Consider the following 25,000-nt stretch of genomic DNA (forward strand, 5'->3'; position numbering starts at 1 on the left):
CCTGATCCACCTGGCCGAGCACCATGTTGGAGGACGCGCCCTGAAGCTGCCCGATCAAAGCACCGACATCGACGTTGTGCTCACGGATGCGGGTCAGAACCAGATCGATCGAGATTTCCCGTGGCTCGACGCCGTCCAGATCGACCCGGGCCACGCCCGGCACCCGGCGCAATCGGTTGAGCACGCGAGCCTCGATCAGGTCATACGACTCCGACAGGTCGACGCCCCTGGCCGAAACTCGAGCCTGAACCACGGGAATGTCGTTGGTGTTGAACGAAAAGATGACGATCTCGCCGATCGCCGTAGGCAGATCGCCCTTGATCTGGTCCATCTTCTCGCTGACCTGCATCCGGACGATGTCCAGCTCCTTGCCCCAGTCGAACTCCAGAAAGAACTGCGCCTGATCGGCGTCCGCCTGTGAGTTGAGGGTCCGCACCCCGGGCATGGTCGCCAGGATCTCCTCGACCGGCTTGAGAACTTCCCTTTCGCCCTGCTGCGGATTCGCGTTCGGATACGGAATCTGGACACCGATGAACGGAGCGTCGACCTCGGGGAGGTAGGCCAGCGGAAGGCTCGCGATCGCGATGCCGCCGACCACCAGAATGCTGATCAATATCATCGCGGTGGTGATCGGCCGGCCGACCGCTAGCTTGGGCAAGTGCACTAGACCGTCTCCCCGACGGTTTCGCCCGCCAGTGCCTCGGACACCGGCTTTCCGACTTTCACGCCGAGCTCGTCTCTCCGATCGACCAGGGAGTAGACCACAGGAATCACGATCAGAGTGAGAAGCGTCGCCACCGCCAGTCCACCGATCACCGTGATCGCGAGCGGCGCGCGCAGTTCGGCTCCTTCACCCAGGGCCAGTGCCATCGGCAACAGCCCCAGAATCGTGGTCGTCGAGGTCATCAGAATCGGCCGCAGACGATCGCTTCCGGCAGCCACCAGCGCTTCGGTCTTGCTGAGGCCGGCTCGCCTCCTTTGGTTCACCGCATCGACCAAGACGATCGCATTGTTGACCACGATGCCGGCCAGCATCACGGCGCCTATCATCGCCACGATGTTGATCGAGCGGCCGGTCACAGCCAGGGCGCCAATCACGCCGATGGCACCCAACGGCAGCGTGAAGATGATCACGAACGGATGCAAGAACGACTCGAACTGTGAGGCCATCACCAGGTAGACCAGAAAGATCGCCAGGGCCATCGCCAGGGCGAGCGACTTCTGGGCGGCGGCCCGCTCTTCTTCCTGGCCCGAGAGTGCTGCCGTGACGCCGGCCGGAAGCACGAGCTCGTCGAGTGCGGCGCGCACGTCGACGGCCACCCCGGCCATATCCCTGCCGGCGATGTCGGCCGACACGACCCCCGCGCGCTTCTGTCCGATTCTGCGGATCTCGCTCGGCCCGTCGGTGAGCTCGACCGCGGCCACCGACTTCAGGTAGATCGGGACCCCCTCTCGCTGGGCGACGATAAAGTCGTTGACGTCGCCGACCGAGGCCCGCCCGAGGTCGACCGACCGGACCACGATGTCGATCTCGCGGTCGCCTTCGGTGAAACGCGTCGCAATCTCACCCTGGACTTTGTTACGGATCGTGTCCGCGACATCGCCCAGGTTGAGCCCGAGCCGCGCCAGCTGGTTGCGATCGAACTGGATCTGAAGCTCCGGGTTACCGAGTTCCGCCGAGGACTTGACGTCTACCATGCCGGGCACTCGCTCGAGCCGGGCGCGAACCTGGTTGGACGCGGTGTGAAGGTCCGCCAGGCCGTCGCTATACACCTCGACCTCGATCGGAGTGCGGAAGCTGAAGAAGGTCGGGCGCTCGAATTTGGAATTAACCAGCCCCGATTGCTCCAGGCGCTGCCGGACCGCCGCAATTACGACCTGCTCGTCTTCGGCGGTGGTGTTGTCGGCCATCCGGATCTGTAGTCGCGCCGTGTTCTCGCCCTCACTGCCCGTGTTGGTGAGCGACAGGCCCCGGCCGCCGACGATCCCGGCAAAGCTGGCGATCGTCTCGTCGCCCGCGAGCACCGTCTCGACGTCGGCCAGAAAACGGTCGGTTGCCTCGAGCGGCGTGCCTTCGGGAAGCTCGACCAGAAAGCTGCACTCGCCTTGCGAGAACGTCGGAATGAGATCGAAACCCAACCTCGGAATCAACTGGACGGCTCCGGCAAAGGCCAGGAGAGCGACCGCGAGAACCACCGGGCGGGCTCGCAGGGCGGTTCTAAGAACCTTCGGATAGGCCTTGGCAATCATCGCCAGAGCCGTGTCGAACGCGGTGGTGGCCGGCCGGCCGACGATCGCGAGCAGCCTGCCGGCCGATGCCAGCAGCCAACGAAGCGAAAAAACCGCCCACGCCGGCAAGGTTACGAAAAGCCAGCGCAGCAGGCCCCGAATCCTGTCGTTCGCTGGGGCCGATATCGGCCTCGACGCCGTCTGCTCACCACCCAGGATCGCGGCCAGCATCGGGATCAGCGTCAGCGCGACCGCGAGCGATGCGATCAACGAGAAGGACACCGTCAGCGCCATGTCGCGGAAGAGCTGAGCGGCGATTCCCTCGAGGAACACCACCGGCAGAAACACGGCGACTGTCGTTAATGTGGACGCGGAAACCGCGGTCCCTACCTCCGATGCGCCCTCGCGGGCCGCTTCGATAGCCGAAGCACCCCGCTCTCTTCGCTTGTGGATGGCCTCGAGGACAACGATGGCGTTGTCGACGAGCATGCCGACGCCCAGCGCGAGGCCTCCCAGGGACATCACATTGAGCGTGGTTCCGGTCCGGTACATGAGAAAGAAGGTCGCAACCACCGAGATCGGGATGGAAAGCCCGATGATGAGCGTGCTTCGAGGGTCCTTGAGAAAGAACAGCAGCACCAGAATCGCGATACCGCCGCCCAGCAGGGCGTTCATCAACACCTCGTCGATCGACGCCTGAATGAACTCGGACTGATCGATCCCGGTGATCACCTCGATGCCTTCGGGCAGCTCGTCACTGACGTTGTCGAGCCGGCTCAGAATCGCTCGGGCGACATGGACCGTGTTCGTGTCGCCCTCCTTGTACAAGGCCAGCTCCACCGCTTCGCTGCCACCGAAGCGTGTGATGACCTCGCGCTGCTTGTGGCCCCGACGCACCGTTGCGATGTCGGAGACCTTGACGCTTCGCCCGCGGTGCGTCATCACCACCGTGTCGTCTATGTCGGCGAGACCCTCGAACTCGTTGTTGGCGCGCACCAGGTAGCGGGCTTCCTCTTCGTACAGGCTGCCGCCCGCCTGGTTGACGTTCTCGCGCAGCAGAACCGAGTTCACGTCCTGAATGCTGAGCCCCAGAATCGCGAGCTTGCCCTCGTCGACCTGAACCTGGATTTCTTCCTCGAAGCCGCCGTTGACCTTGATCGCGGCCACGCCCTCGGTGGATTCGAGATCCTTCTTGAGAACCTCTTCCGCCACATAGCGAAGCTGGTAGAGATCACGCCCCCCGGTCACGTAAAGCCTGACAATGGGATCGTTGGCGGGATCGAACCGCAACAGAATCGGTTTCGACGCTTCCTTCGGCATGCGTAACAGATCCAGCTTCTGGCGAACGTCGAGTGAGGCGAAGTCCATATTCCGCCCCCACTCGAACTCGAGCGTGACCTGGGACAGTCCCGGCCGCGACACCGAAGTCAGGCGCTTGACCCCCGCGACGATCCCGACCACTTCCTCGATGGGACGCGAGACCAGGGCCTCCACCTCGGACGGCGCGGCGCCCGCCAACCGGGTCTCCACGGTCAAGCTCGGATACGACAGGTCGGGGAGCAGATTGATCGAGAGACGGCCGAACGCCACCAGCCCGAACAGCATGAGAGCAACCGCCGCCATCGAGATCGTGACTCGACGACGCAGCGAGAAGTCCACGAGCTTCATCGCGCTCAGCTCGCTTCTTCGGCGGCTCGGGAGCCTTCTTCCGCGGCCCCGACCAGCTTGACCGCGGCACCTTCCTTGAGGCCTCCCTGGCCGGCGACGATGACGTTGTCACCCGCGCTCACACCCTTTACGGCCTGTACCCAGAGGCCCTCTTCGAGTCCCAGCTCGATCTCTCGTTTTTCGGCCTTGCCGTCCTCGGAGAAGACGAAGACATGGGCCGACTGCAGCTCACGCAGCACCGCTTCTCGCGGCACCAGAGCTACTCCGCTCCGGGTCTCACGGATGATGTCTATCGTGACGAAGCTGCCCGAGCGGACGCTCGAGGGCGGCTCGACGGCTTCAATCGTAACCTTGATCGTCCCGGTGGCCGTATCCACGACCGGGCTGACCTGCCGAATCCGCCCGGTGAACTGCGTGTCGGCATCCGCATTGAGAGTGATCCGAACCTGGCCACCTTCTTCCAGCCCGATGACGTCTCGTTCAGGGAGAAAGATGCGCGAGATCAAAGGATCGACATCCGTCAACTGAAACAGCTCGTCGGACAGGCGCAGATTCTGTCCGACCTGGATCATTCGCTCGCTGATCTGACCGGCGAACGGTGCCTTGATAGTGGTCTTCTGCAAACGCCATCCCGCTTCGGCTTTCTCTTGCTGAGCGATCTCGAAGTCCATCTTGAACTTGTCGAACTCCTCGCGACTGATCAGCTCTTTGTCGGCGAGGTCTTCACCCCGCTCGTAGGCAAGCCGGGCGTTGGTCTCCTTGAGCTCGGTCTTTCTCAGGTTGATCTCTTCGTCGTCTCGAACGAGACGCGCGAGATGCTGGCCTTCGCGCACGAAATCGCCTTCGTCTACCAAGAGGCTCTCTACGCGCCCCTCGACCTCGCTCAGCAGGCGGACCTCGTCTTCCGCGACCAGATTGGCACTGGTCGTGATGTACGCGGAGATTGCACCCTGCTTGACGGTAGCGATCTCGACCGGAACCGGCGCCTTGCTCTCTTCATCCTCTCCGCTCTCGCTCTCAGACTCCTCCGCCTCGGGCGAATCCGCTCCGTTGGCCTTTGCCGCGCTCAGGTTCACCACAGCCAGGCCGGAAACCGCGAGCACAACGACTAGTCCGGCTACCCAGATGATCCGCAACCGTTTCTGCTTCCTGTGACTTCCGCCGGCTTCCAAGCTCATTCTGCTTTCTCCCTGAGTGTCCACCCCGGAGCGAGGCCGCGGCGGTTGGTACTAGCTAGCAATACGCACGCAAACGCCTGAGTGTTTCAAGATCTCGACGGCCTCTCTCGGCCGGGCTGCGTGCTAAGATCTGGACCCACTTGAAGGCCTCCTAGCCACTCTCGGGCGCCGCCCTCCGAGAGAGTTGCGCATGATCGAAACTACCGAGCTTCTTCAGTCTTACGTCCACGGAATACGCAGCCTGAGCGGTGCACGGAGCGTCTGCCTCTATGTGCCCACCTCGCTGAGCGGACTGTCGCAGCCGTTTCTGATCGCGGACGGAGAAGATCCGTGTCTGCCGGAGCTCGCCAACCTCGAAGCCGCCGAGGCCTTCGCCGCCGAGCGGAGGTCCGAGCCGGCCCCGGGCAAGGCCCGGCCACTGGTTCGAAGTGCGGATCCGGATGGGAGCTTGCTGCCTCTACCCTCGGTCGAATCCTTCTGGTCGGGTGGCGTCTGGCCGGCCGACTCACACCAGGATGAGGACTCGTCGCCGGCCCGCCGTCGCTCGGACGGCCAGCCTCCTCCCAGCCAGCCCTCGGCCTGGCTCGGCTTCCGTTTCACCGAGAACGGTGCGACTTTGGAGGAGCGACTCAAAGACCGCGACTTTCTCGAGAGGCTGGCTCAGGAAGACTCGGTCCCCTGGTGGGAATGGCTGTTCGCGCTCGGCGGCGCTCTCGCCAGCCACGCGTCGCAGGTGGCGGCAATCCTGAAGGATCCGATCACCGGCTTCCCCGACCGAACCGGCTTTCAGGCCATCCTCACCGAGGAGTTCGAACGAGCTCGGCACAATGGCCAGCCACTGTCGCTGTTGCTGATTAATCCCGACGAGTTCGCAACGATCAACGAGCGATTCGGTCGAGAGGCCGGTGACTCGATCATCCAGGACGTAAGCCAACGACTGCGCTCGGCGCTGCGCAGCTCGGATCCCATCTCCCGCTACGGCGGCGTCATCTTCGCGGCCATTCTCTCGGAGACCGATTTGACGACGGCGCGCGAAGTCGCCGACAAGGTGCTCGAAGGCATTGCCGAGAAGTCGTTTCTCGACGGAGCCGTACGGCTAGGCTTCAGCATCGGTATTGCGGTTTTCGAGGAGAAAGAGAATCCCCGCATGTCTGCTCTGGAGTTTGTGCGCCGAGCCGATCAGGCGCTCAACGCGGCCAAGCGCCTCGGTGGAGGCTGCACGGTGGATTGGGAAGAGCGCTCGGGCCTCGAGGAATCGGGGGCCTTCGACCGGCTGAGCGGCATTTTCACCGGCAACCTCTCCAAGGACTATCGCAACATGGTCCTGCTCTGGGACACCATCGATGTCATCGCGCTCAACCAGGACTTCGAAGGCCTTTGCGGCGAGGTGGCCGAGCGTCTCTACGCCGCGTTTAAGCCGAGCCGTATCGGAGTCTTCTCCACCCAGGACGACGGATCGATGGTGCTCACCCGCGGGTTCACCCGCCGGGGCACGGACTCGCGCAATCAGTCGCGAGTCGAGACCGTCGAGCTTTCGCACGACGACGAGACGCTCCTGAGACTCGCCGTGGCGGCCGGCAAGCCTCGCGAAGGCCCGTCGGAGCCCGACTCGAGCGCCGAAGAAGCCACCTATGCAGTGCCGCTTCGTACCAGCGGAGCTTCCCTGGGGGCTCTCTTTCTCGCGGGTGACGAAGACAATCTCGTGCTCGAGTCTTCGGACTTGATCTTTCTCAAGGCGCTCGCGGGGCAGCTTGCCGTGGCGCTCGATCGCGCCCGCCTCGCCGAGTTGGATCAGGCGCGTCAGGAGGGTGAGCGCCGCCAGCTCAAGGCTGAGCTCAAAGAGCTGCGCCAGGCCCTGCAGCAGGCCAAGCTCATCTACAAATCGCACGAAATGGAAGAGGCCATCGCTACCGCACGGCGAGTCGCGCCCACCGACGCGACCGTGCTTATCACCGGGGAAAGCGGAACCGGCAAGGAGCTGCTCGCGCAGACCGTCCACGAGCTGTCCTCCCGGCGAGACCGTCCGTTCGTGATCGTCGATTGCGGATCCATCGCAACGACCCTGATCGAGAGCGAGCTCTTCGGCCACGAAAAGGGCGCCTACACCGGAGCACAGGGGCGCAGAAAGGGCCAGCTCGCCGAGGCCGATACCGGCACCGTGTTCTTGGATGAGATCGGCGAGCTGCCGCTTGAAGTCCAGAGCAAACTCCTCCGCTTCGTTCAGGAAAAGCAGTTCAGCTTGGTCGGCGGGAGCCGGACCCGCCGCGTCGACGTCCGGATCGTGGCGGCCACCAATCGCGATCTAGCGCTCGAGGTCGCGGCGGGACGCTTCCGCGAGGACCTCTACTATCGGCTCAACGTCGTGCGGATCGAGGTACCGCCCCTGAGGCAGCGCCCCGTTGACGTCCTTCACCTGGCTCGGCATTTCTTGGATGCCTTCTCGGTCCAGTATCAAAAGAGCGTCCGGCGGTTTACGCCCGCGGCGGAGAACGACCTCGTCCGCTACAGCTGGCCGGGTAACGTGCGCGAGCTTCAGAATCGCATCATGCAGGCAGTCATTCTGTGCGACCGTGAAGAGCTTGACGCAACCGACCTGGACCTCCCCGTCGATGCGACCGCGCCACTGATTCCCGAGCCGGTGCGGAGGGCGGCGATCGATTCCAGAGTCAAGCCGACGCCGACGGCCGGACCCACGCTTCTGGACGAAGACTGTTGGGCACGGCTGCGCGAGGCGCTCGGCCGCGAGGTCGATCTCGCCCTGACCGATCGACGCGAAATGCTGTTCCCACTCGGAACGTGGGTCCGGGAGGACCTGATCCTCGCCGCCAACGAGGCGGCGAACGGCGTCGCTCGAAGAGCCGCGAGCTCGATCGGAGTTGCTGAGACCACGTTTCGGCGACGGCTAGTCAAGGCACAGCGCCAGCAACGGGCCGGCCTGTCGCCCCGCTCGGGTCGATGGGCGGACGTTCGCGCTCTGCTCAATGAAGTGGTGCAGGAGTCGAGCGATGAGGGCGAGAGCGAAGATCTGATTCGCAAGGCGTCGACCTTGCTGCTCGAGGAGGTTCTGAAGCGGATTCCCGACGACGTCACGACGGGGTCTCAGTTGATGGGAGTCACGGCACCCACCTTCCGCACTCGGACCGGCGAGCTGAGTCGAGTCGAGTCGCCGGTTTCGTGATACCGCCGCTTTTTTGACGTCTACTGCTGGTTTTCGGTGGATTTCTCCAGAATTTCATTTGGCTGGTCATTCACTTTTTCGGCACTCCGGAGCTGTTTTCCTTTGTATGATCGGTGCCTCACCAGAACACTCTGCAGAAAACCATTTGCATATATGAATTTAGAGGCCGGGGAACCAGACGATCTTCGATCGGAGGTCCGAATTCTCCTTTCGGTACGCCAATTGCCTCTAGGTCCACCACGACCGACCGCCCGGGCATGCACTCAGGACCGGGCCGAGGGAGAGCGGTGTGCTAGGTGATTTCCTGACAGCAAAGAACCCTCTGCTCAAAACCGGTGATTCCGAGGAATCAGACCGTGGTGGGCGGGAACGACGCATGCCGACCCAGACTACGGTTCTGATGGTCGAAGACGACCCTCCCCTGCTCGAGCTGGGGCGCCGCCAGCTGGAAGAGCAGTCCTTTCGCGTCGTCCAGGCGAGCGACGCGACGGCAGGGATCGAACAGTATCTGGCGAACTCTCCGGACCTCGTACTTTTGGATGTCGCTCTGCCGGATCGCTCCGGATTCGACGTCTGCGAGACAATTCGGAGCCTTCCAGGTGGACACTCGGTGCCGGTCGTCATCGTGACCGGCATGGACGACGCCGAGACGATCAGCCGTGCCTACAGCTGCGGAGCCACCGACTTTGCCGTCAAACCGCTCAACTGGACGGTCCTCGGCAACCGGATCCGGCTCTTGATCGATGCGGACCGCGCCAGCCAGAGCCTGGCTGCCAGCCGGTTGCAGCTCGAGAAGGCCGAAAGAATCGCCCGACTGGGCACCTGGGAGTTCGACCTCACCAGCGAACGCATGTCCTCTTCGGAGGAAACAGCACGGATCTTGGGAATACCACACGCAGAGGCTTCACCCTACGAGTCCCTGCTCAGCTCGGTCCATCCACTCGACAAGAAGAACGCCTTCGAGTCGTTCCGGAAGATGGTCCTGGAGCTTGCGGAGATCGATCTCGAGCATCGGGTCATCTGGCCCGACGGCAGCGTTCGCACGGTACACCACCGAGCGCAGGTAAGCCGCGACCCGGGGGGGCTGGCCGTATCGGTCCAGGGCGTCATCCGAGACGTAACCGATTTGCGCCGTGCCGAAGAAAAGATCCAGCACCTGGCTAACTACGACCGCCTCACCGGCCTCCCCAATCGCCACATGTTCCTCGAGCTCCTCGAGGGGTCCCTTGCGAGATCCCAGAGAGGCGATCGGATGGCTGCAGTGGTGTACCTGGACATGGATCGCTTCAAGAAGATCAATGACACGCTCGGTCCGGAGATCGGGGACGAGCTTCTGATCAGTATCGCCGACCGGGTCCGGATATCGCTGCGCAAGGGAGACGTTCTGGTACCCGAGCAGGGACCGAGCGTTGCCCGTTGGGGCGGAGACAAGTTCCTGGTTCTTCTGAGCGATCTCGAAGACGTGGGTGGCGCCGCAAAGGCCGTGCAGCGGCTGCTTCGGCAACTGGAGATCCCTTTCTCGGTAGCGGATCGAGAGTGCTTCCTCACCGCCAGCGCCGGCATCGCCGTCTACCCCCCCGACGGAAGTGGAGCCTACGAGTTGCTCCAGCACGCCGAGTCGGCCATGTACCACGCGAAGGACCTGAGCCGAAACCGCTTTCAGTTCTATAGCGACTGGATGAATGCCTCTTCGGCAAGAAAGCTCGATCTCGAAAACGAGCTCCACAAGGCGGTGGTCCAGAAAGAGCTGCATCTTGTCTATCAGCCCCTTTTCGACGCCCGCTCGGAGAGGGTGGTCGGCGCTGAGGCTCTGCTGCGCTGGCGGCACCCCACGATGGGTCCAATCTCGCCGGAGGAATTCATTCCGATCGCCGAGTCAGCGGGCTTGATCAACGGCCTCGGAGAGTGGGTCTTGCGCAGCGCCTGTAGTCAGTTTCGGTCCTGGTTGGAGAAGGGGCTGCCGAGAATCCGCCTATCCGTCAACTTGTCGAGCTATCAGCTGCGCGAAGATGACTTCGTCGAGAAGGTGGCGCAGATCCTGGAGGAGACCGGTCTTGACTCATCTCTGCTGGATGTGGAGCTCACCGAACGGGGCGTGGCTCTGGGCGACGAGACTTCAGTCCGCTCGCTGAAAGGCCTCAAGAGGCTCGGCCTGAGAGTGGCCGTCGATGATTTCGGCACCGGGAACTCGGCCCTTTCGTACCTGAAGAGCTTCCCACTCGACATTCTCAAGATCGATCGTTCCTTCGTCAAGGGGATCAGCCACGGCTCGAGCGATTCCGCAATAATCTGTGCGGTCATCGCAATGGCGCGCCATTTGAAGCTCGAGGTCGTGGCGGAAGGAGTCGAGACCAAGGCCCAGCTCGACTTCCTCAAGAACGAGGGTTGCGACTGGGTCCAGGGGTTCTTCTTCGCCGAACCCCTGCCGCCTGAAGAGTTTGCCGAGACATTCGATACACTTGCACAATCTCAGAACCGACCGAACAACGAGTCGACGTGACAGCCGTTTATCGATTCCTCGCCTCCCATAGGCAGCCCAAGCGCCAGCGCTCGCTCATTTCGGGGCTGCTGGCGTCGATGGCGCTCGTAGGCACACTGCAACCTGCACTCGGCCAGCAGCGCAAGATCCCCTTCGACCGGATAACCGCGGAAGACGGCCTACCCCACAACGCGGTCAACGCGATCGTCCAGGACCAGACCGGCTTCATGTGGTTCGGCACTCAGGACGGCCTCGCTCGCTATGACGGCAACCGGTTCGTCGTGTTCAGAAACAACAGCGACTCTGACGATTCGATTTCAAACAACTGGGTGTGGGCGCTGCTCGAGGACAAAGAGGGCCGGCTATGGATCGGGACCAACGAGGCCGGACTCAACCTCTGGATGCCCGAGACGCAGTCCTTCGTTCACTACCTCAATGATGAAATGGACGGGACCTCGATTTCGAGCGACCGCATACGCTCGCTCATGGAAGATCGGGCGGGACGGATCTGGGTGGGAACGGAATCCGGGCTCAACGTCTTCGACCCCGAAACCCAGACCTTCGAGCGCTATCTGCACGATCCGTCCAACCCAGGGAGCCTGGGGCACAATCAGGTGCGCTCCGTTTACGAAGACTCCGAGGGAACCATCTGGGTTGGGACCAACGGCGGAGGTCTGGATCGACTCGATCTCGCCACCGGCTCTTTCACCCATCTGCGCCACGATCCGAAGGATCGGACCTCGATCAGCATGGACCGCGTGCGCACGATCTTCGAAGACCGAGCGGGCAATCTCTGGGTTGGAACTTACGAGGGTGGACTCAACCGGCTGGATCGCGAAAGCGGTCGATTCGAGAGATTCGAGCACGACCCTCTCGACCCGGCCAGCCTCAGCGACGATCGAGTGCGCGCGATCTTTCAAGATCGGAACGGCGTTCTTTGGGTGGGCACGGACGACGGGATCAACGAGTTGCTCCCCGAGCGCGGCGGGTTCGTCGGTCACCTCAGCAACCTCGCGGACCCGAGGTCGCTCAGCGACAGTCAGGTCATGGCGATCTGTCAGGACCGGGGTGGCGTCCTCTGGATCGGTACCCAGGGCGGAATCAGCAAGTGGAACGCGATCACCGGGTCGTTCTCGGGCTTCCGGCACGATCCCGGCAAACCCGACACCAGTCTCGCCAGCAATACCGTGCTCTCCTTCTCCGAGGATCGAGCGGGGCACCTTTGGATCGGCACCTACGAGAGCCTGGATCGGCTCGACCCGAAGACCGGTCAGGTGCGCCATTTTCGAGAGAACGAGAACGACCCATCGGCGCTGCACGACGACCGCGTCATGTCCTTGTTTACCGATAGCGACGATACGCTTTGGATTGGCACCTACGAAGGGGGGCTCCACAGACTCGACTCGGCGACCGGGCGTTTCACCAACTATCGAAACGACCCGAATGACCAGACCAGCTTGAGCCGGGACGCCGTCACCACCGTCTATGAAGACAGCCACGGCGTGCTCTGGGTCGGTACCTATGGCGGCGGTCTCAATCGCTTAAACGATCGACGCACCTCCTTCATTCGCTATCAGAACGACCCCGACAATGCCGCCAGCCTGGGCAACGATCGGGTTCTGACTCTGCTCGAAGGGTCGAGCGGCAAGCTCTGGATCGGGACCTACGGCGGCGGTCTCAACGCCTTCGACCGAAGCACCGGATCGTTCACCCGTTACCGGCACAATCCCGACAATCCGAACAGCCTGAGCACCAACACGGTCTTCTCCCTTCTCGAGGCCACTGACGGGACTCTCTGGGTAGGCACACTCGGCGGCGGTCTCAACAAGTGGACCAAGGCCGATCGTGACGCGAACCGGGTACGTTTCACCCGCTACGACTCCCGCAACGGGCTCCCCAATGAGGTCGTGTACGGCATCCTGGAGGATGACGCCGGCACCCTCTGGATGAGCACGAACGAAGGGCTCGTCAACCTGGATCCAAGCACCGATCAGATTCGGAGTTACGACACCTCCAACGGCTTGCTGTCGAAGGGCTTCAACTTCGCCTCCTTTTGGAAGAGAGCCGACGGCGAGATGATCTTTGGCGGCAACGAGGGCTTCAATTCCTTCTACCCGGCCTCGATCCGGTCAAACACACATGCACCGCCCGTGATCGTGACCTCGTTCCTCAAGTTCAACCGTGAGGTGGATACCGAGGGACCGCTGTCCGACCTCAAAGAGATCGAACTGTCCCACAAGGACTACGTGGTCTCCTTCGAGTTCGCCGCGCTCGATTACTCGGCACCCAAGAAGAACCGCTATGCGTACCTTCTTGATGGCTTCGAGACCGAATGGAACGAAGTCGGAAATCTCAATCGGGCCACCTACACGAACCTGGATCCCGGTTCGTACACCCTGCGCGTCAAAGCCGCTAACAACGATGGCGTGTGGAACGAGACCGGCCTCTCGATCGCGATCCGCGTGATTCCGCCGCCCTGGAAGACCTGGTGGGCTTATCTGCTCTACGTAATGGCCGCGTTGGTGGCGATTCTCGCTGTCCTGGCCAACCTCGCCGGCCGCCGGCGCCGAGAGACCGAGCAGCGGCGACACCTGGAAAGGCAGGTTGCCGAACGAACCAGCGAGCTGGCGCTCAAGAACCGAGACCTCCAGGCGGCAATCAACAAAGTCGAGCTGGCGAGCGTCACGGATACGCTGACCGGGTTGCGCAATCGCAGATTCCTTGTCAACAGCATCGACTCTGACCTGGCGCTCGTTGACCGATACTACGAGGATCTCAAGCGCCACCCAGATACCGCGGTCAAAGAGAGCCAACCGGACACGCTGTTTCTCATCTTTGATCTGGACGGTTTCAAGGGCGTCAATGACACCTACGGGCACGCCGCGGGCGATCGGGTTCTTCTCCAAGTCACGGATCTTCTCGAAGCCACATGCCGAGAATCGGACACTATTATCCGTTGGGGCGGCGACGAGTTCCTGATCGTGGCTCGCCGCACCCGCCGGGAATCGGCCGAGGATCTTTCCGAGCGGCTGCGCGCAAGCGTCGCCGCCCACGAGTTCGAGCTCGGGCTCGGCAAATCGGTCCATCTATCGTGCTCGATCGGCTTTGCGTTCTACCCCTTCGTGCGCCGGTTCCCGCAGGCGCTCTCCTGGGAGCAGGTCAACGCGATCGCCGACCGGGCTCTCTACATCTCGAAGAAGAGCAATCGCAACGCGTGGGTGGGAATCTTCGAGGCGGGGAATGCCAGCAATGTCCATCCGTCCGCCCTGGTGCAGAAAATGAACCACGAGCTCGATGAGCTCGTGCAGCAGAAGGTCGTCACTTTGAGCACCTCGATCACGGAAGAAGATCGGCTGGTCTGGGCCTGGGCCTAGCCCTCCCCGGACTGCGCTCCGTCCTAGCCTGACCTTCTCACCAGCGTTCGTAGCGAGACGCCGGAAATGTTTGAGGATGCAAGGCTCGCGACCGAGGCTGACGCAGGCGTACTCGACGTACGTCGAGGAAGCCGATGGGAGCGTAACGCTGCAGATTCAAGTATTTACGGCGTCGCAGTAGAAGGTTGGTGAGAAGGCCAGGCTAGACCGGAGCTGACTCCAGAAGCTCGAGAGTCTCGGCCAGTCTGTCCAGATCGTCCGGAATCTCGAGGTCGGCCACCCGCATGGAGGCCGCCGCGCTTACACAGACGTCGAGGTGCCTCTCCCTCAGCTGGGCGTCGAAAAGCCGTGAAGCCACGGTGTTCTCGACCAGCCTCAGGACTGCTTCGCGCGCCGAAAGCTCTATCACCCTCGGTTTCCCTGTCGTGCTGCCCCGGCGTAAGAAAAAAACCGCTGCGACCGGCAGCCGGGGGCTTCCCCGCCACTGGTCGGACGCTGGCAGCTTGAGCTGCGGAAAGCGCGGTAGGGCCACCACTCGGCCTGCCCGTGTCAACGCAATCGGCACGACATCGTCCGCGACCCGCTCCAAGCCATCTCGGGTCCGGGCACGACCCGCCAACGTCGACTTCCCGGCCCCGGAATCACCCAGGATCAAGAAACAGCGCGCGCCGCTCGAGATCGCGCTGGCGTGAAGGCTGAAATGATCACCAAGAGCCAGTGCCAGAGCCAGGCCGGGGCCGAGCACGGCAAACCTCGCGCCTTCGTTCTCGGCATCGCGCGGGGTCATCAGGCCACGACCGCCGTCGTCCTTCCAGACATGCAGCCGGTCGCCTCGCTCGATGTCGAGGCGATAGCGACCACCGTGACCCCGACAGGTCACGCCGAGATCGTGGCCACCGATCCACCCCCTCCCTTCGTAGACCTTCGGCAACCCTCCTGAATCCTGAGGCGGGGGCTCGAACCGCCAGGCTCGGGAATCCGGATGATTCGAGATCTCGAAGGGCTCGAGCTCGACAATCGGCTGACTCGAGCGGATCTCCGCCTCGGCGACACGGTATCGGCGCCCCCCCGGCACCGGTCCCGGAGGACCGAACCAGATCTCTATCGGGGAGCTACTTTTCGCGGCAGCCATCTCAGGCCAACTCCCAGCCGTGTTTCCGGCGCCAGAGTTCGAAACTGACACATCGCCACAGCAGCACCTTGTGAGCCGGCTTGGAACCGGAGCACACGCCGGCAACCGCTTCGGCGTCAACAAAACGAGGCCAGAGCGGGGCACCGCCCCGAAGCAGGTCTCCGACTACTTCCTCCTCCCGCTCCAAAAGGCCGCGCTCGAACAGCGGGTCGAGCAGCGTCGGATGCTGGCGCAGGCGTATGGGCTCCGGAATCAGGCCACGCATCGCCTCGCGCGCAATGAACTTGGTGGTGCCGGGCCGGTACACCTGGTGGGCCGGCAAGGAAAGCATGAACTCCACGAAGTCGAGGGTCCAGTACGGGCTGACCACGTCGACCCCGAGAGTTCGCGCGTATCTTCTTTCCAGGGCTTGACTGCGGGCCTGCCTACCCACGAGGCGCGCGACATCTCGGTAGGTTGGCGACCGATCCCCCGAACCGACGCTCCGCCGCATTAGTGCCGTCCTGCCCTCTGCCGACATCCAGGCGGGGGGCTCATTCGCATGGACCCGACGCCCTTGGGGGCGCACGATTCGAGCCAGGGCGCCCAGTCCGGCTCGGACACCGGCATCGTCGATCTGGCGACGAAGCGCACGCCAGCCGTCAAACCACCTGCCCTCGCGGAGCATTTCTCGCAGGTAGAGGTTTCCTCCACGCTGCAAGACGTCGGCCGGACCGCCGTTCAGCAACACGGTTCGCCCCCGATCTCGCGCCTCGAGGTAGAGCGCCCGCTTCAGTGCCCGGTAGGGATTCTCCTCGGGAGATCCGGACTGAGACGAAAACAAGTCGGGGTCCGCCAGCGGCCAAAGGCGATCGCCTTGCGCTCGGATCACTTCGTAATCGCCGGCGGCGAGAGTCTGGTCGATCCAGGAGCGTTCGTCACAGACGCCCAGATCGTCGAAGATCCAGGAGCACGCGGCGACTCGGTCTCCGCTTCCAGCCGCCGCCCGGCTCGCCAGAGCGGCCAGCGAGGTCGAGTCCAGACCGCCGCTGAGCATGATCCCGACACGCTCGGGCTCTCGCACGAAGCTCCCCACCGCCGTCTCGAGGCGTTCCCTGAACTCGCGCGCCGCCTCAGAGTCACCCGACGGCGCGCGCAGCGGAATCCGCTCCGGCGTCCAGAAACGTCTCTCGGTCCGACCTCCCGAGGTCAGCGTGATCGCCGCACCGCCAACCACCTGTCTGACACCGGCGAAATGAGTCCCGCCGGCCGAGGGGATTTCGAGCGCGAAGAAGCGGGCCAGCTCAAGCGGATCCAGACCCCATCGCTTGCCTGGCCAGCGCAAGAGGATCTCGATCTCGCTGGCAATGGCCACCGTGCTTCCCTCTTCGAAGTAGAACAGGGGCCTGCCGCCCAGCGGATCACAAACCAGGTGTACCTCGGAGCCAGAGGGCTCGAAGAACGCCAATCCGAAGGAACCCTCAAGCCTCGGCCAAAGCCCGTGGCCCCAGCGCCGATAGCCTTCGGCCAGAACCTCGGCCAGGCCGGTGTTGGCGGAGCCGAGATGCAGGGTCCGAGCGAGATCGACGAGGTTGTCAATCGAGCCGACCAGAGCGACGGACATCACCGCGCCGTCTCCATTCTCCGAACAGAGGTAGTAGCACGGGTAGCTCTGGGGTCTTGTCTCCGACTGCTTTCGGTGAGCGCCGAGCGCTCGGTGGACTTCCTCTACCGCCGCAGGTTCGAGCGGCCGGCCGCAACGATCGAAGAGCGCCCCAAATCGTGTCATCGCCGAAGACTACCGAAGCGTCGGCGTTCCCGCCGGTTCTTGAAGAATCTAGGGGATGAGGGGATTCTCGATGAATGCTCCGCCGCCGCTGTCGCCGGCACCGGGTGTGCCACCCAGCGTGAACGTGCGCAGGTCACCATACTTCTCAAGGCGAGGCGACCGGTAGGCCTGCTTTCGGGCTTGGCCGGGCCGCGCTTTCCGCTGTGCCCTCGAGTTCCACTCGAGTGGCGCTTCCCCACGATGATCCATCTGGCTGCTCTTCATTCGCCTCTTCCGCCTCTTCCGCCTCTTCCGATATCCCAGAAGGATCCTTAAGGCACCACCGTCAAGGTTGGGTCCCCGAGCAGAGTCCAGCCGAGGAGGACGTCGAGTCGGCCCGGATCGGTCTCGGCCAGGTCCTGCTTGGCCTCGGTGATCGAGTCGCCCAGGCGCAGGCCCGGTTGGGTCAGGCGCTCGAAGACCCGCTGGCCCAGCCGGCGCTCGGAGAGCGCCTCGGTCAGCGTCGCGGCCCCGAGCACCGCGGCGGCGCCGCGATCGGGCTCGAGCAGCAGCCGGTTGCCCAGCGTCTCGTAGGTCGGCAGCACGTGGTAGGTGTTCCAGCAGCCCCACTGGGTCACCAGGGTCGGCGCGCCCGTGTTGGTCAGCTCCTCGACATCGGCCGAGCCGAACAGACCGTCGAAGCTCCATACCGTCAGACTCGAGTGGCCGAAGTAGCTGGTCAGGGCCGGCCCCGCGCCGATGCCATCGATCAGCGCCTGGCGGGCGTCGGCCACCGGCAGCTCGTCCAAGGACACCTGGTCGACCTGCCAGTCCGAGCCCAACAGAGAGGCCATGTTCTGGCTGTCGAGCGTAAACGAGTAGCCGGACGCCAGATCCTCGCCGTCCGAGGCCATGACCGCCGACAGCGACTCGCTCGACGGCGCGTACGCGAGCGTCTTGTCGATCACCGCGGCCAGCTCCTCGGTGGTTCGCACCGGCCAGCGGCCCACCGCCAGATCCGGCACCAGGTCGCCGTCGACGTCGCCGTAGAGCGGATCGACCGGAGCAAAGCGCACAATCGCGTCGGTCTGGGCGTAGAGGCTCGGAACAAAGCTCATCGAGCCGACGCCTAAGTAGTCGAAGTAGTCATAGGTGTCGCCACCGACCAGGAGCAGATAGCGTGCTCCCAGCTTGGCGCTCGCCACCGCCGCGTGGCGCCGAATCGCCTCGGGATCGACGATGCCGTGGCTGTAGTGGGCGTAGAGATCGGCGACGTCGACGACCTCGACCGTCAGGCCCTCGGCCTCGCGCTGCGCGACCCAGGGGTCGAGCCCGGCGAGGAAGTCGCCGTGTGAGACCACGACCACGTCGACCGGGTCTCGCCTCGGCTCGAGCTCGCGCGCTGCGGCGATCGTCGGAAGGAGCACGCCGGTCCCGCTCGCCAGCCAGTAGTCGGCCGGCTCGCCGAACCCGCCGCCCAGGCCGCCGAAGCTCGCCTCGTAGGCCCCCGGCTGGCCGGCGACCTGGACCCCGAGCCGGGTGATCTCATTCTGGTGCCGCCCATAGGCCACCGCGCCCGCCGACGACAGGCCCGAAACCACAAAGTCCGAACCCTCCGAAGCGAACCGCAAGGCGTCGCTCCGGGCTACGAAGGCCCGCGGATAGGTGATCTTCAAGTGATCGTAGTTGACCAGGTCGTACTTGGCGCCCGTATCGTGCGGCAGCTTCAAGGTCAGGGTATTGGCGCTCGAGGCCAACGAGCCGTCCGAGACCGTAAAGGCGATCTCGGGCTGCGCGAGGCCGTCGAACCACTCCTCGGCGACCTGAGAGGCATTGACCTCGACCAGGAGATGGTGATCCGGGGCCGTGGGGAAGTCCGTGCCGCCCCACAGAGCGACCTCAAGAGCCACCGGCGCCGCTCCCGGCACCCAGGACTCGAGATCGAAGCCGATCGAGCTCTCGACCGCGCCCGAGACCGCCAGCAACCGCACGTCGTACCAGGGATCCCCGGTCGGTGAGGCAAAGTGGTACTGAGACTGATTCTCGAGCTTCGCGGTCTCGAGATAGAACCCCTCCGGGGCGCCTCCGCCGGTAAACGGCGCGACCTCGACCCGCTTGGCGAGCTGGCGATGGACCTCCAGCCGGTAGATGTTGGTCTTCGTGTAGAGGGTCTCGACCGGCTCACCGACGAACTCGACATACGAGCCCGGACCGAAGAGCGGCCCCGAGGCCATGTACATCGGTACCGCAACCCCACGGCTCGACAGAGCCAGCCACGAGCTCTGGACACCGCCCAGATCGATCCCTGCGGCCAGAAGATCCTCATAGCTCACCCGGTAGATGCCCTCGCGCTCGACGCCCAGGCTGGCCGCCGGATATCTCGAGCGCCGGCCCCGGTCACAGCCCAGGCAGCCGCCGTCGCCCTCGCGGAAGGCGCCCGTCGCCACACCCAGGGTCGGCGTCGGGACCGCTCCCGACAACCGGGCCGGAGCGCGCCGGCGCGCGGCCCGCTCGGAGCGTTCGGCGTGCCGCCGCTCGGCTTTCTTCTGCCGGATCTCGCTCCAGGCCCCCGGTTGGGCCTTCGCGGCCTCCGAGCCCGCCGACTCGTCGACATAGAACGGACCGTGATGGCGAACCACGCCGTGGATGTCGACGTCTTCGAGAACGAAGATCTCGCCCGCCGAGCCGGCACTCTCGAACTCGTAGCTCTGCGGCTCGAGCGAGTCGACCACGTGGGAGGCGATCAGCTCCTCGTTCAAGCGCTCGAGGCCGTTGTCGGTCAGGGCGTAGAGGTTGAACCCGAGGTTTCCGACCTCGGTCGAGGTCATCCAGCGGAACGAGCCGTCCGAGCCCGCCTCGAAGTACGCCAGCGTCACCGGCGTCGTCGTGATCCCGCCGTTCCAGAAACCGAAGTTGTTGCCCGTCGAGTCCGAGGTCGTCAGCGTCACCGGCTGGATGCCGCCGGTGCCGGTCTGGGTGGTCTGGATAAAACCGTCGGCAAGGGTGCCGGTCACGTCGACCTCGATCTCGTAGTCGCCCGGCGGCAGGTCCGTGAACTCGTAGAAACCGAAGTCGGGGCCTGTGGTCTTCGAGGTAACTGTGTCGACGAGTGTGCGTACGCCATTGACGATGCGGTAGAGGGATACCGTCGCACCCGGCACCAGTGGATCACCCGGGTCGTCGAAGGCACCGTCGTTGTCCCCGTCCTCGAACACCGTGCCCGAAATTGTCATGATGAAACCGGGAGCCGCCTCGTAACCGAAGTCGGCGGTCATATCGTCGGGGCCGACGGCGTCGAGAGTCATCGGGCACGGATCCGCCTGGCTGTTGTTGTCCGTTCCGGCGATGCCGGTGGTCTTTGAAAAGCCGGACAGCACTGCGGCGTCATCGGTGACGTCGACCAGGTAGTCGCCATACGGCAAGGAGCTGAATTGGTACTCGCCGTTGACGTCGGTGGTGGTGCCTCGTACCAGGTTGTCGATCCCGGGGGTGATGACCGTGTCGCCGTCGACGTCCAGCCAGAGTTCGATGGTCACTCCCCCGATACCTGGCTCGCCCGCATCGACGTCTCCGTCACCGTTGAGGTCGCGCCAGACAAAGCTGCCGATGGAGCCGAACTCGCCAACCGCTGTGTAGCCGAAGTCGGCGGTCAGATCGGAGGTGCCGATGGCTGTGAGATTCAGAGCGTAGGGATCCGCCTGGCTGTTGTCGTCGACTCCGGCGACACCGGCGGTTCTTTGGAGACCGGCGAGTGCGCCGTCAATGTCGGTGACGTCGATCAAGTAGTCGGCGTCCGACGCGTCGCCGTCGCCGTTGTCGCTCAAGGGAACGCCGGAGAACGAATAGGCGCCGAGCACATCAGACGACGTCGTCGCGAGGATCGACTCGTCATCGACGGTGCCCAATGAGTTGTCGACGCCGTCCGGATCCCAGACACCGTCAGCGTTGGTGTCGCGAACCAGGTTGACGGTGACGCCCTCGATTCCGAACTCGGCGGCGTTCACGCCGTCGCCGTCGGTGTCGAACCAGACCAGGTCTCCAACAGTGCCGAAGGTCCCGCCGCCGAAACCAAAGTCGAGATGGACGAATACGTCGTCTTCGGCCACGGTGATGTTGTAGACGTCGTCGCCGCCGTTGTTGGTCGGCGTCGTGTCGACGTCGGCGGGCAGCGACGCATAGTCAATGGTCACCATGTACGCGCCGGCTGCCAGACCCGTCGCGAGCCAGGTTCCGTCCGGCCCGGTCGTCACGGTGCAGGGCGCACAGCCGGGACCCTGGATCGGCACATCGACCCCGGCAATCCCGATCTCACCTGGGTCCTGCAGGCCGTTCGGAAGCAGCGGTCCGAGGCCGTCGGGGTCGGCGTCGTACCACACACGGTCGCCGAGGACCGCTGTGCCCGTCAAGGGCAAGTACCCGAAATTGGCCTGCCTGAAACTCTCGCCCTCGTTCAGGGCAATCACAGCGCCCGGATCCACTCCTGGATACGTGGTTTCAGCCAGGCTTCCGGGAAGGGTCGACTCGACAACGTCGACGAAGTAGTCGCCGGCGGGAAGCCCGGTGAAGAGATAGCGGCCGTCCGCGTCCGTCACGGTGGTGCGAATCGGTGCGCCGTCGTCACCCCCGGGCTCGAACACGCCGTCGCCGTCCACATCCTCGTACAGATCCACCATGACGGAGGTGAGACCCGCTTCGCTGAGGCCCTCGAGACCGTCGCCGTCGCTATCCAGCCATACCGAGTTCCCGATCGAGCCGGTCTGCGCGTCGCGCACATAGCCGAAGTCGATGCCGGAGACTTCGGCGTCGGAGACCGTGATCTCGATCGAATCCAGGCCGCTGGTCAGCTGGTAGTCGGTCAGGACACCTGCGGTGTCGGTGATCTCCACTCGGTAGTCGCGCGGCACGGCGACACTGCCCTGCACGTCGGGGAAGAGATAGTTGCCCTGTGCATCGGAGGTCGCGACCGCCACCGTCAGGTCGTCAGCGGTGCCGAAGGCGAGATCGGGGCCGGGATCGACCAGCTCGACGGTGACGCCTGTCAGCCCCGGCTCGCCGGCCCCGTCGTCGAATCCATCGGCGTCGAGATCCTCGAAGACGTTGCCGGACACGTCGAAGAGGCTCGTATCCTGATAGCCGAAATCGGCGGCCAGAAAGCTGGCGTTACTCAACAGCAGGGCGGCTTCGATCTGCGTTCCGGCGGCATTGGGACCCGCCTCCTGATCGACCGTGGTCGGTGTAGTGTCCGTCAACGCCGCCTGGGTATCGTCGACACTCGTGAAATACCGATGGACCTCGAGTTCGGTGAACAGATAGTTCCCGGCGGCATCGGTGGTGGTCGACGATTGGAAGAAGTCCACCGTCGAGTCGAAGACGCCGTCGCCGTCGTCCAGCCAGAGCTCGACCGTCACCCCGGACAGTCCCGGCTCACCCGGGTCCTGCAGACCGTCATTGTTGCCGTCGCTCCACAGTCGGTCGCCGATCGCGCCGGGCTTGGTGTAGCCAAAGCTTTCGCTCGAATGGTCCGGTCCGACTTGAACGGCAAGCTCGAAGGCCTGCGCCGGGGACGTCGTGCCGGCCATGCCGACGAGGACCGCGTCCACGTCCTCGAGGACGACCAGATAGTCACCCGCCTCGAGACCTAGAAACGAGACATCGCCGTTGGCGTCGCTCACGGTGCTGGCGATCACGGGCTCGTTGGAGTCCCGCGTCCCGTTGCCGTTCAGGTCGTCGACCAGGAGAACCGTAACGCCCTGGATACCTGGCTCAGCGGGCCCACGCAAGCCGTTGTCATCCGCATCGAGCCAGACCACGTCGGCAATCGAGAACAAGGATGCCTTGAAGTAGCCAAAATCAGTCGAAAGCTCGACATCGTCCCTCCACACCCAGACTGGTGATGTCGGATCGCTCTCGCTTTGCGGCCCACTCGACAAGGTGTAACCCGCTAGCACCACAGCCGTGTCGGTAACCTTGACGCGATACAAACCAGGGCCGACTCCGGTAAACAGATACGAGCCGTCGGCGGCTGTCGTGGTCGTCGCCGCGGTCGTCCCCGAAAAGACTCGCTTCAGATCGAGGGTCACCCCGCCGATTCCCGGCTCGCCGGGGTCTTGTACTCCATCGTTGTCGGCGTCGCTCCATAGGTAGTCACCAATGGCATTGGTGCCCGGAGCGGGGCCATAGCCGAAGTCCAACCCCTCGTAGACCTCTGTCGTGGTGATGACCAATACGGCGCTTGGGTTGGCGGTGCCCGGCGCGCTCACCAACTCCCCGGGCGATCCTGGGAGCGTCGTCTCGTCCAGGAACACCTGATAGCTCCCCGGAACCAGGCGGTTGAAGCCGTAGCGTCCGTTGATGTCGGTCACCGTGGCCGGGCAATTGACGCCCTGCGTGCACACACCGTTCAGCAGTTCCACCGTCACGTTCGAGATTCCCGGTTCGCCCAGGTCTCGAAGTCCGTCACCGTCGACATCGAGCCACACCAGATCGCCGATCTGCCCGCCCGGACTCAATGGGTCGATGACCTGGTCCGTGACTAGCACGTCTATTTCCGGACTCGAGGCGCTCGCGACATTGAGAATTCGGGTCAGATTCGGGTCGGGTGAACCGACCACCTGAACCTGAAAGGTCACCGTCAGGGTGTCGAGTTGGGCTAGGTCGAAATCGTCGGTAGGCAGCACCAGGTCGGGCGGCGACCCATCGACGAGATCGGGATTCGCTCCGCCCGGGATGTTGTCCTTGGTCACGGGCCCGCCTCCGGACGGACCGATCGCCACTGTGCTCTGCGGAACGTAGGTTGTTCCCGTCGGCAACAAGTCCTGTACAAAGACGTCGTCAGCCGTTAGGGGCGACGGATTCGACACCGTCACCGTGTAAGTGAGGAGCTGCCCCGGCAGGACCGGACCGCCGGCGTCGGACACTTTGGTCACCCGGATCCCCGGGATCGCGATGGTACTTGGGGTGGCAGCCGACGTCGACCCGTCGCCGGCGGTGACGGTCGCACGGTTCTCGACCGACCACACGCCTGCCGGCAGGGGATCGGCGATCGTCATCTGGTAGGTGAGCACGACGGTCTCCCCCGGCTGCATCGTCGCCAGGGTGTAACCGTCATCATCGAGCGGGAAAGGGGTCTCCGGACCGGCATCGTCCGCAATCGGCACGCCGTCGAGCTCGGTCGTATTGGGTTCGTAGGTCGTGTTCGGATCGGGCACATCGACCACCTCGGGGTCGACCAGCTGCGAGATGGCGACGTTCTTGAGCGTCAGGGTGTAGAGGAGCGTGTCGCCCGGATCGACCAACCCGTTGCCGTTCCGGTCGATCGCCAGGTCGCCCTCCTTGATCAGCACCGGGTTGACGAACGGCAACACCGCCGTGCCGAGATCGAGCGACGGGCTACCCGCGGAGGCGACCCCCGGCTCCTGGCCCCAGGCCGCGGCGATGCGCGTGCCGTTCTCGGTCCAGATGCGCATGCCGGTCTGGTCGTTGTCGGCGTCGCGGATCCGCAGCGACTCGAGACGGTTCAGAGGGAACGACGCGTCGCTGATGCTGTCACCGTCGTAGTCGACGAAGAGCGTCGTGTCCGCCTCTGCCGTCACCCAGACCGGGCTGCCGTTCTCGGTGAGATCAGAACTGCCCGGCGCCCATCCCACGGCCGCGGCCGTAGCCAGGAAGTCCTCCGGGGTCAGGCTGAAGCCCCAGTCGTTGGTCGTGTCGTCGTAGTCGATGGTGGAGAGGGCGTAGAACGGGGGAGGGGTGGTTGTCTTCTCGATCTCAACATTGTCGGCGTAGAAATACTCGTCGGGACCGCCGTATGCGGCTGAGATCCGAAGTCGAATGCGGGTATCGACGGCGGAGAATCGGGAGATGTCATAGGTTCGCGACCCCGCGGCGCTAGGGCCGAGATCGAGTGTTTCGAGAACCGAATAGTCCGTGCCGCCGTTTGCCGATACCTCGATGACGACTAGATCCTCAGCTACTTCGACTCCTGTTCCTGTACGGAAGTCGAATCGGAGAGCCGC

The 25,000-nt window shown here is 63.9% G+C and carries 10 protein-coding genes; 3 read left to right on the forward strand and 7 right to left on the reverse strand.

From position 1 onward, the window contains the following. The 3 genes from GY769_06770 to GY769_06780 all read right to left on the reverse strand — a co-directional run. Positions 1 to 664: efflux RND transporter permease subunit (locus GY769_06770; protein ID MCP4201623.1), on the reverse strand; the 664-nt coding region annotated here is incomplete at its 3' end. Continuing rightward, a complete protein-coding gene (locus tag GY769_06775; GenBank protein MCP4201624.1) occupies positions 664 to 3,897 on the reverse strand; it encodes an efflux RND transporter permease subunit in 3,234 nt (1,077 codons plus the stop codon). The genes GY769_06770 and GY769_06775, both read right to left, overlap by 1 nt. 5 nt (positions 3,898 to 3,902) lie before the next feature. Next, positions 3,903 to 5,075, reverse strand: a complete 1,173-nt coding sequence (locus GY769_06780; GenBank protein MCP4201625.1) for an efflux RND transporter periplasmic adaptor subunit — start codon at positions 5,073 to 5,075, stop codon at positions 3,903 to 3,905. A 190-nt stretch (positions 5,076 to 5,265) separates the two neighbouring features. Here GY769_06780 and GY769_06785 point away from each other — a divergent pair, with 190 nt between their 5' ends. From GY769_06785 to GY769_06795, 3 genes are all read left to right on the forward strand, one after another. Next, positions 5,266 to 8,253, forward strand: coding sequence for a diguanylate cyclase (locus GY769_06785; GenBank protein ID MCP4201626.1), 2,988 nt, complete (start codon positions 5,266 to 5,268; stop codon positions 8,251 to 8,253). 376 nt (positions 8,254 to 8,629) lie between these two features. Further along, complete coding sequence (locus tag GY769_06790) at positions 8,630 to 10,753, forward strand: EAL domain-containing protein (GenBank protein ID MCP4201627.1); 2,124 nt, start codon at positions 8,630 to 8,632, stop codon at positions 10,751 to 10,753. Continuing rightward, entirely contained in the window at positions 10,750 to 14,106 is a 3,357-nt protein-coding gene (locus GY769_06795) for a diguanylate cyclase (protein MCP4201628.1), read from the forward strand. Before GY769_06790 ends, GY769_06795 begins: the two co-directional genes overlap by 4 nt. A gap of 202 nt (positions 14,107 to 14,308) precedes the next feature. On the opposite strand, the gene GY769_06800 is transcribed toward GY769_06795, so the two are convergent. From GY769_06800 to GY769_06815, 4 genes are all read right to left on the reverse strand, one after another. After that, positions 14,309 to 15,238, reverse strand: a complete 930-nt coding sequence (locus tag GY769_06800; GenBank protein MCP4201629.1) for a hypothetical protein — start codon at positions 15,236 to 15,238, stop codon at positions 14,309 to 14,311. A gap of 1 nt (position 15,239) precedes the next feature. Then, positions 15,240 to 17,006: a hypothetical protein gene (locus GY769_06805; protein MCP4201630.1), complete on the reverse strand. Its 1,767-nt coding sequence runs from the start codon at positions 17,004 to 17,006 to the stop codon at positions 15,240 to 15,242. 48 nt (positions 17,007 to 17,054) lie between these two features. Beyond that, positions 17,055 to 17,255: a hypothetical protein gene (locus GY769_06810; GenBank protein ID MCP4201631.1), complete on the reverse strand. Its 201-nt coding sequence runs from the start codon at positions 17,253 to 17,255 to the stop codon at positions 17,055 to 17,057. Between the two features lie 62 nt (positions 17,256 to 17,317). Beyond that, on the reverse strand, positions 17,318 to 25,000 hold a 7,683-nt coding region (locus GY769_06815; GenBank protein MCP4201632.1), incomplete at its 5' end, for a DUF11 domain-containing protein.

This window comes from bacterium, from assembly GCA_024224155.1.
GTDB lineage: Bacteria > Acidobacteriota > Thermoanaerobaculia > Multivoradales > JAHEKO01 > CALZIK01.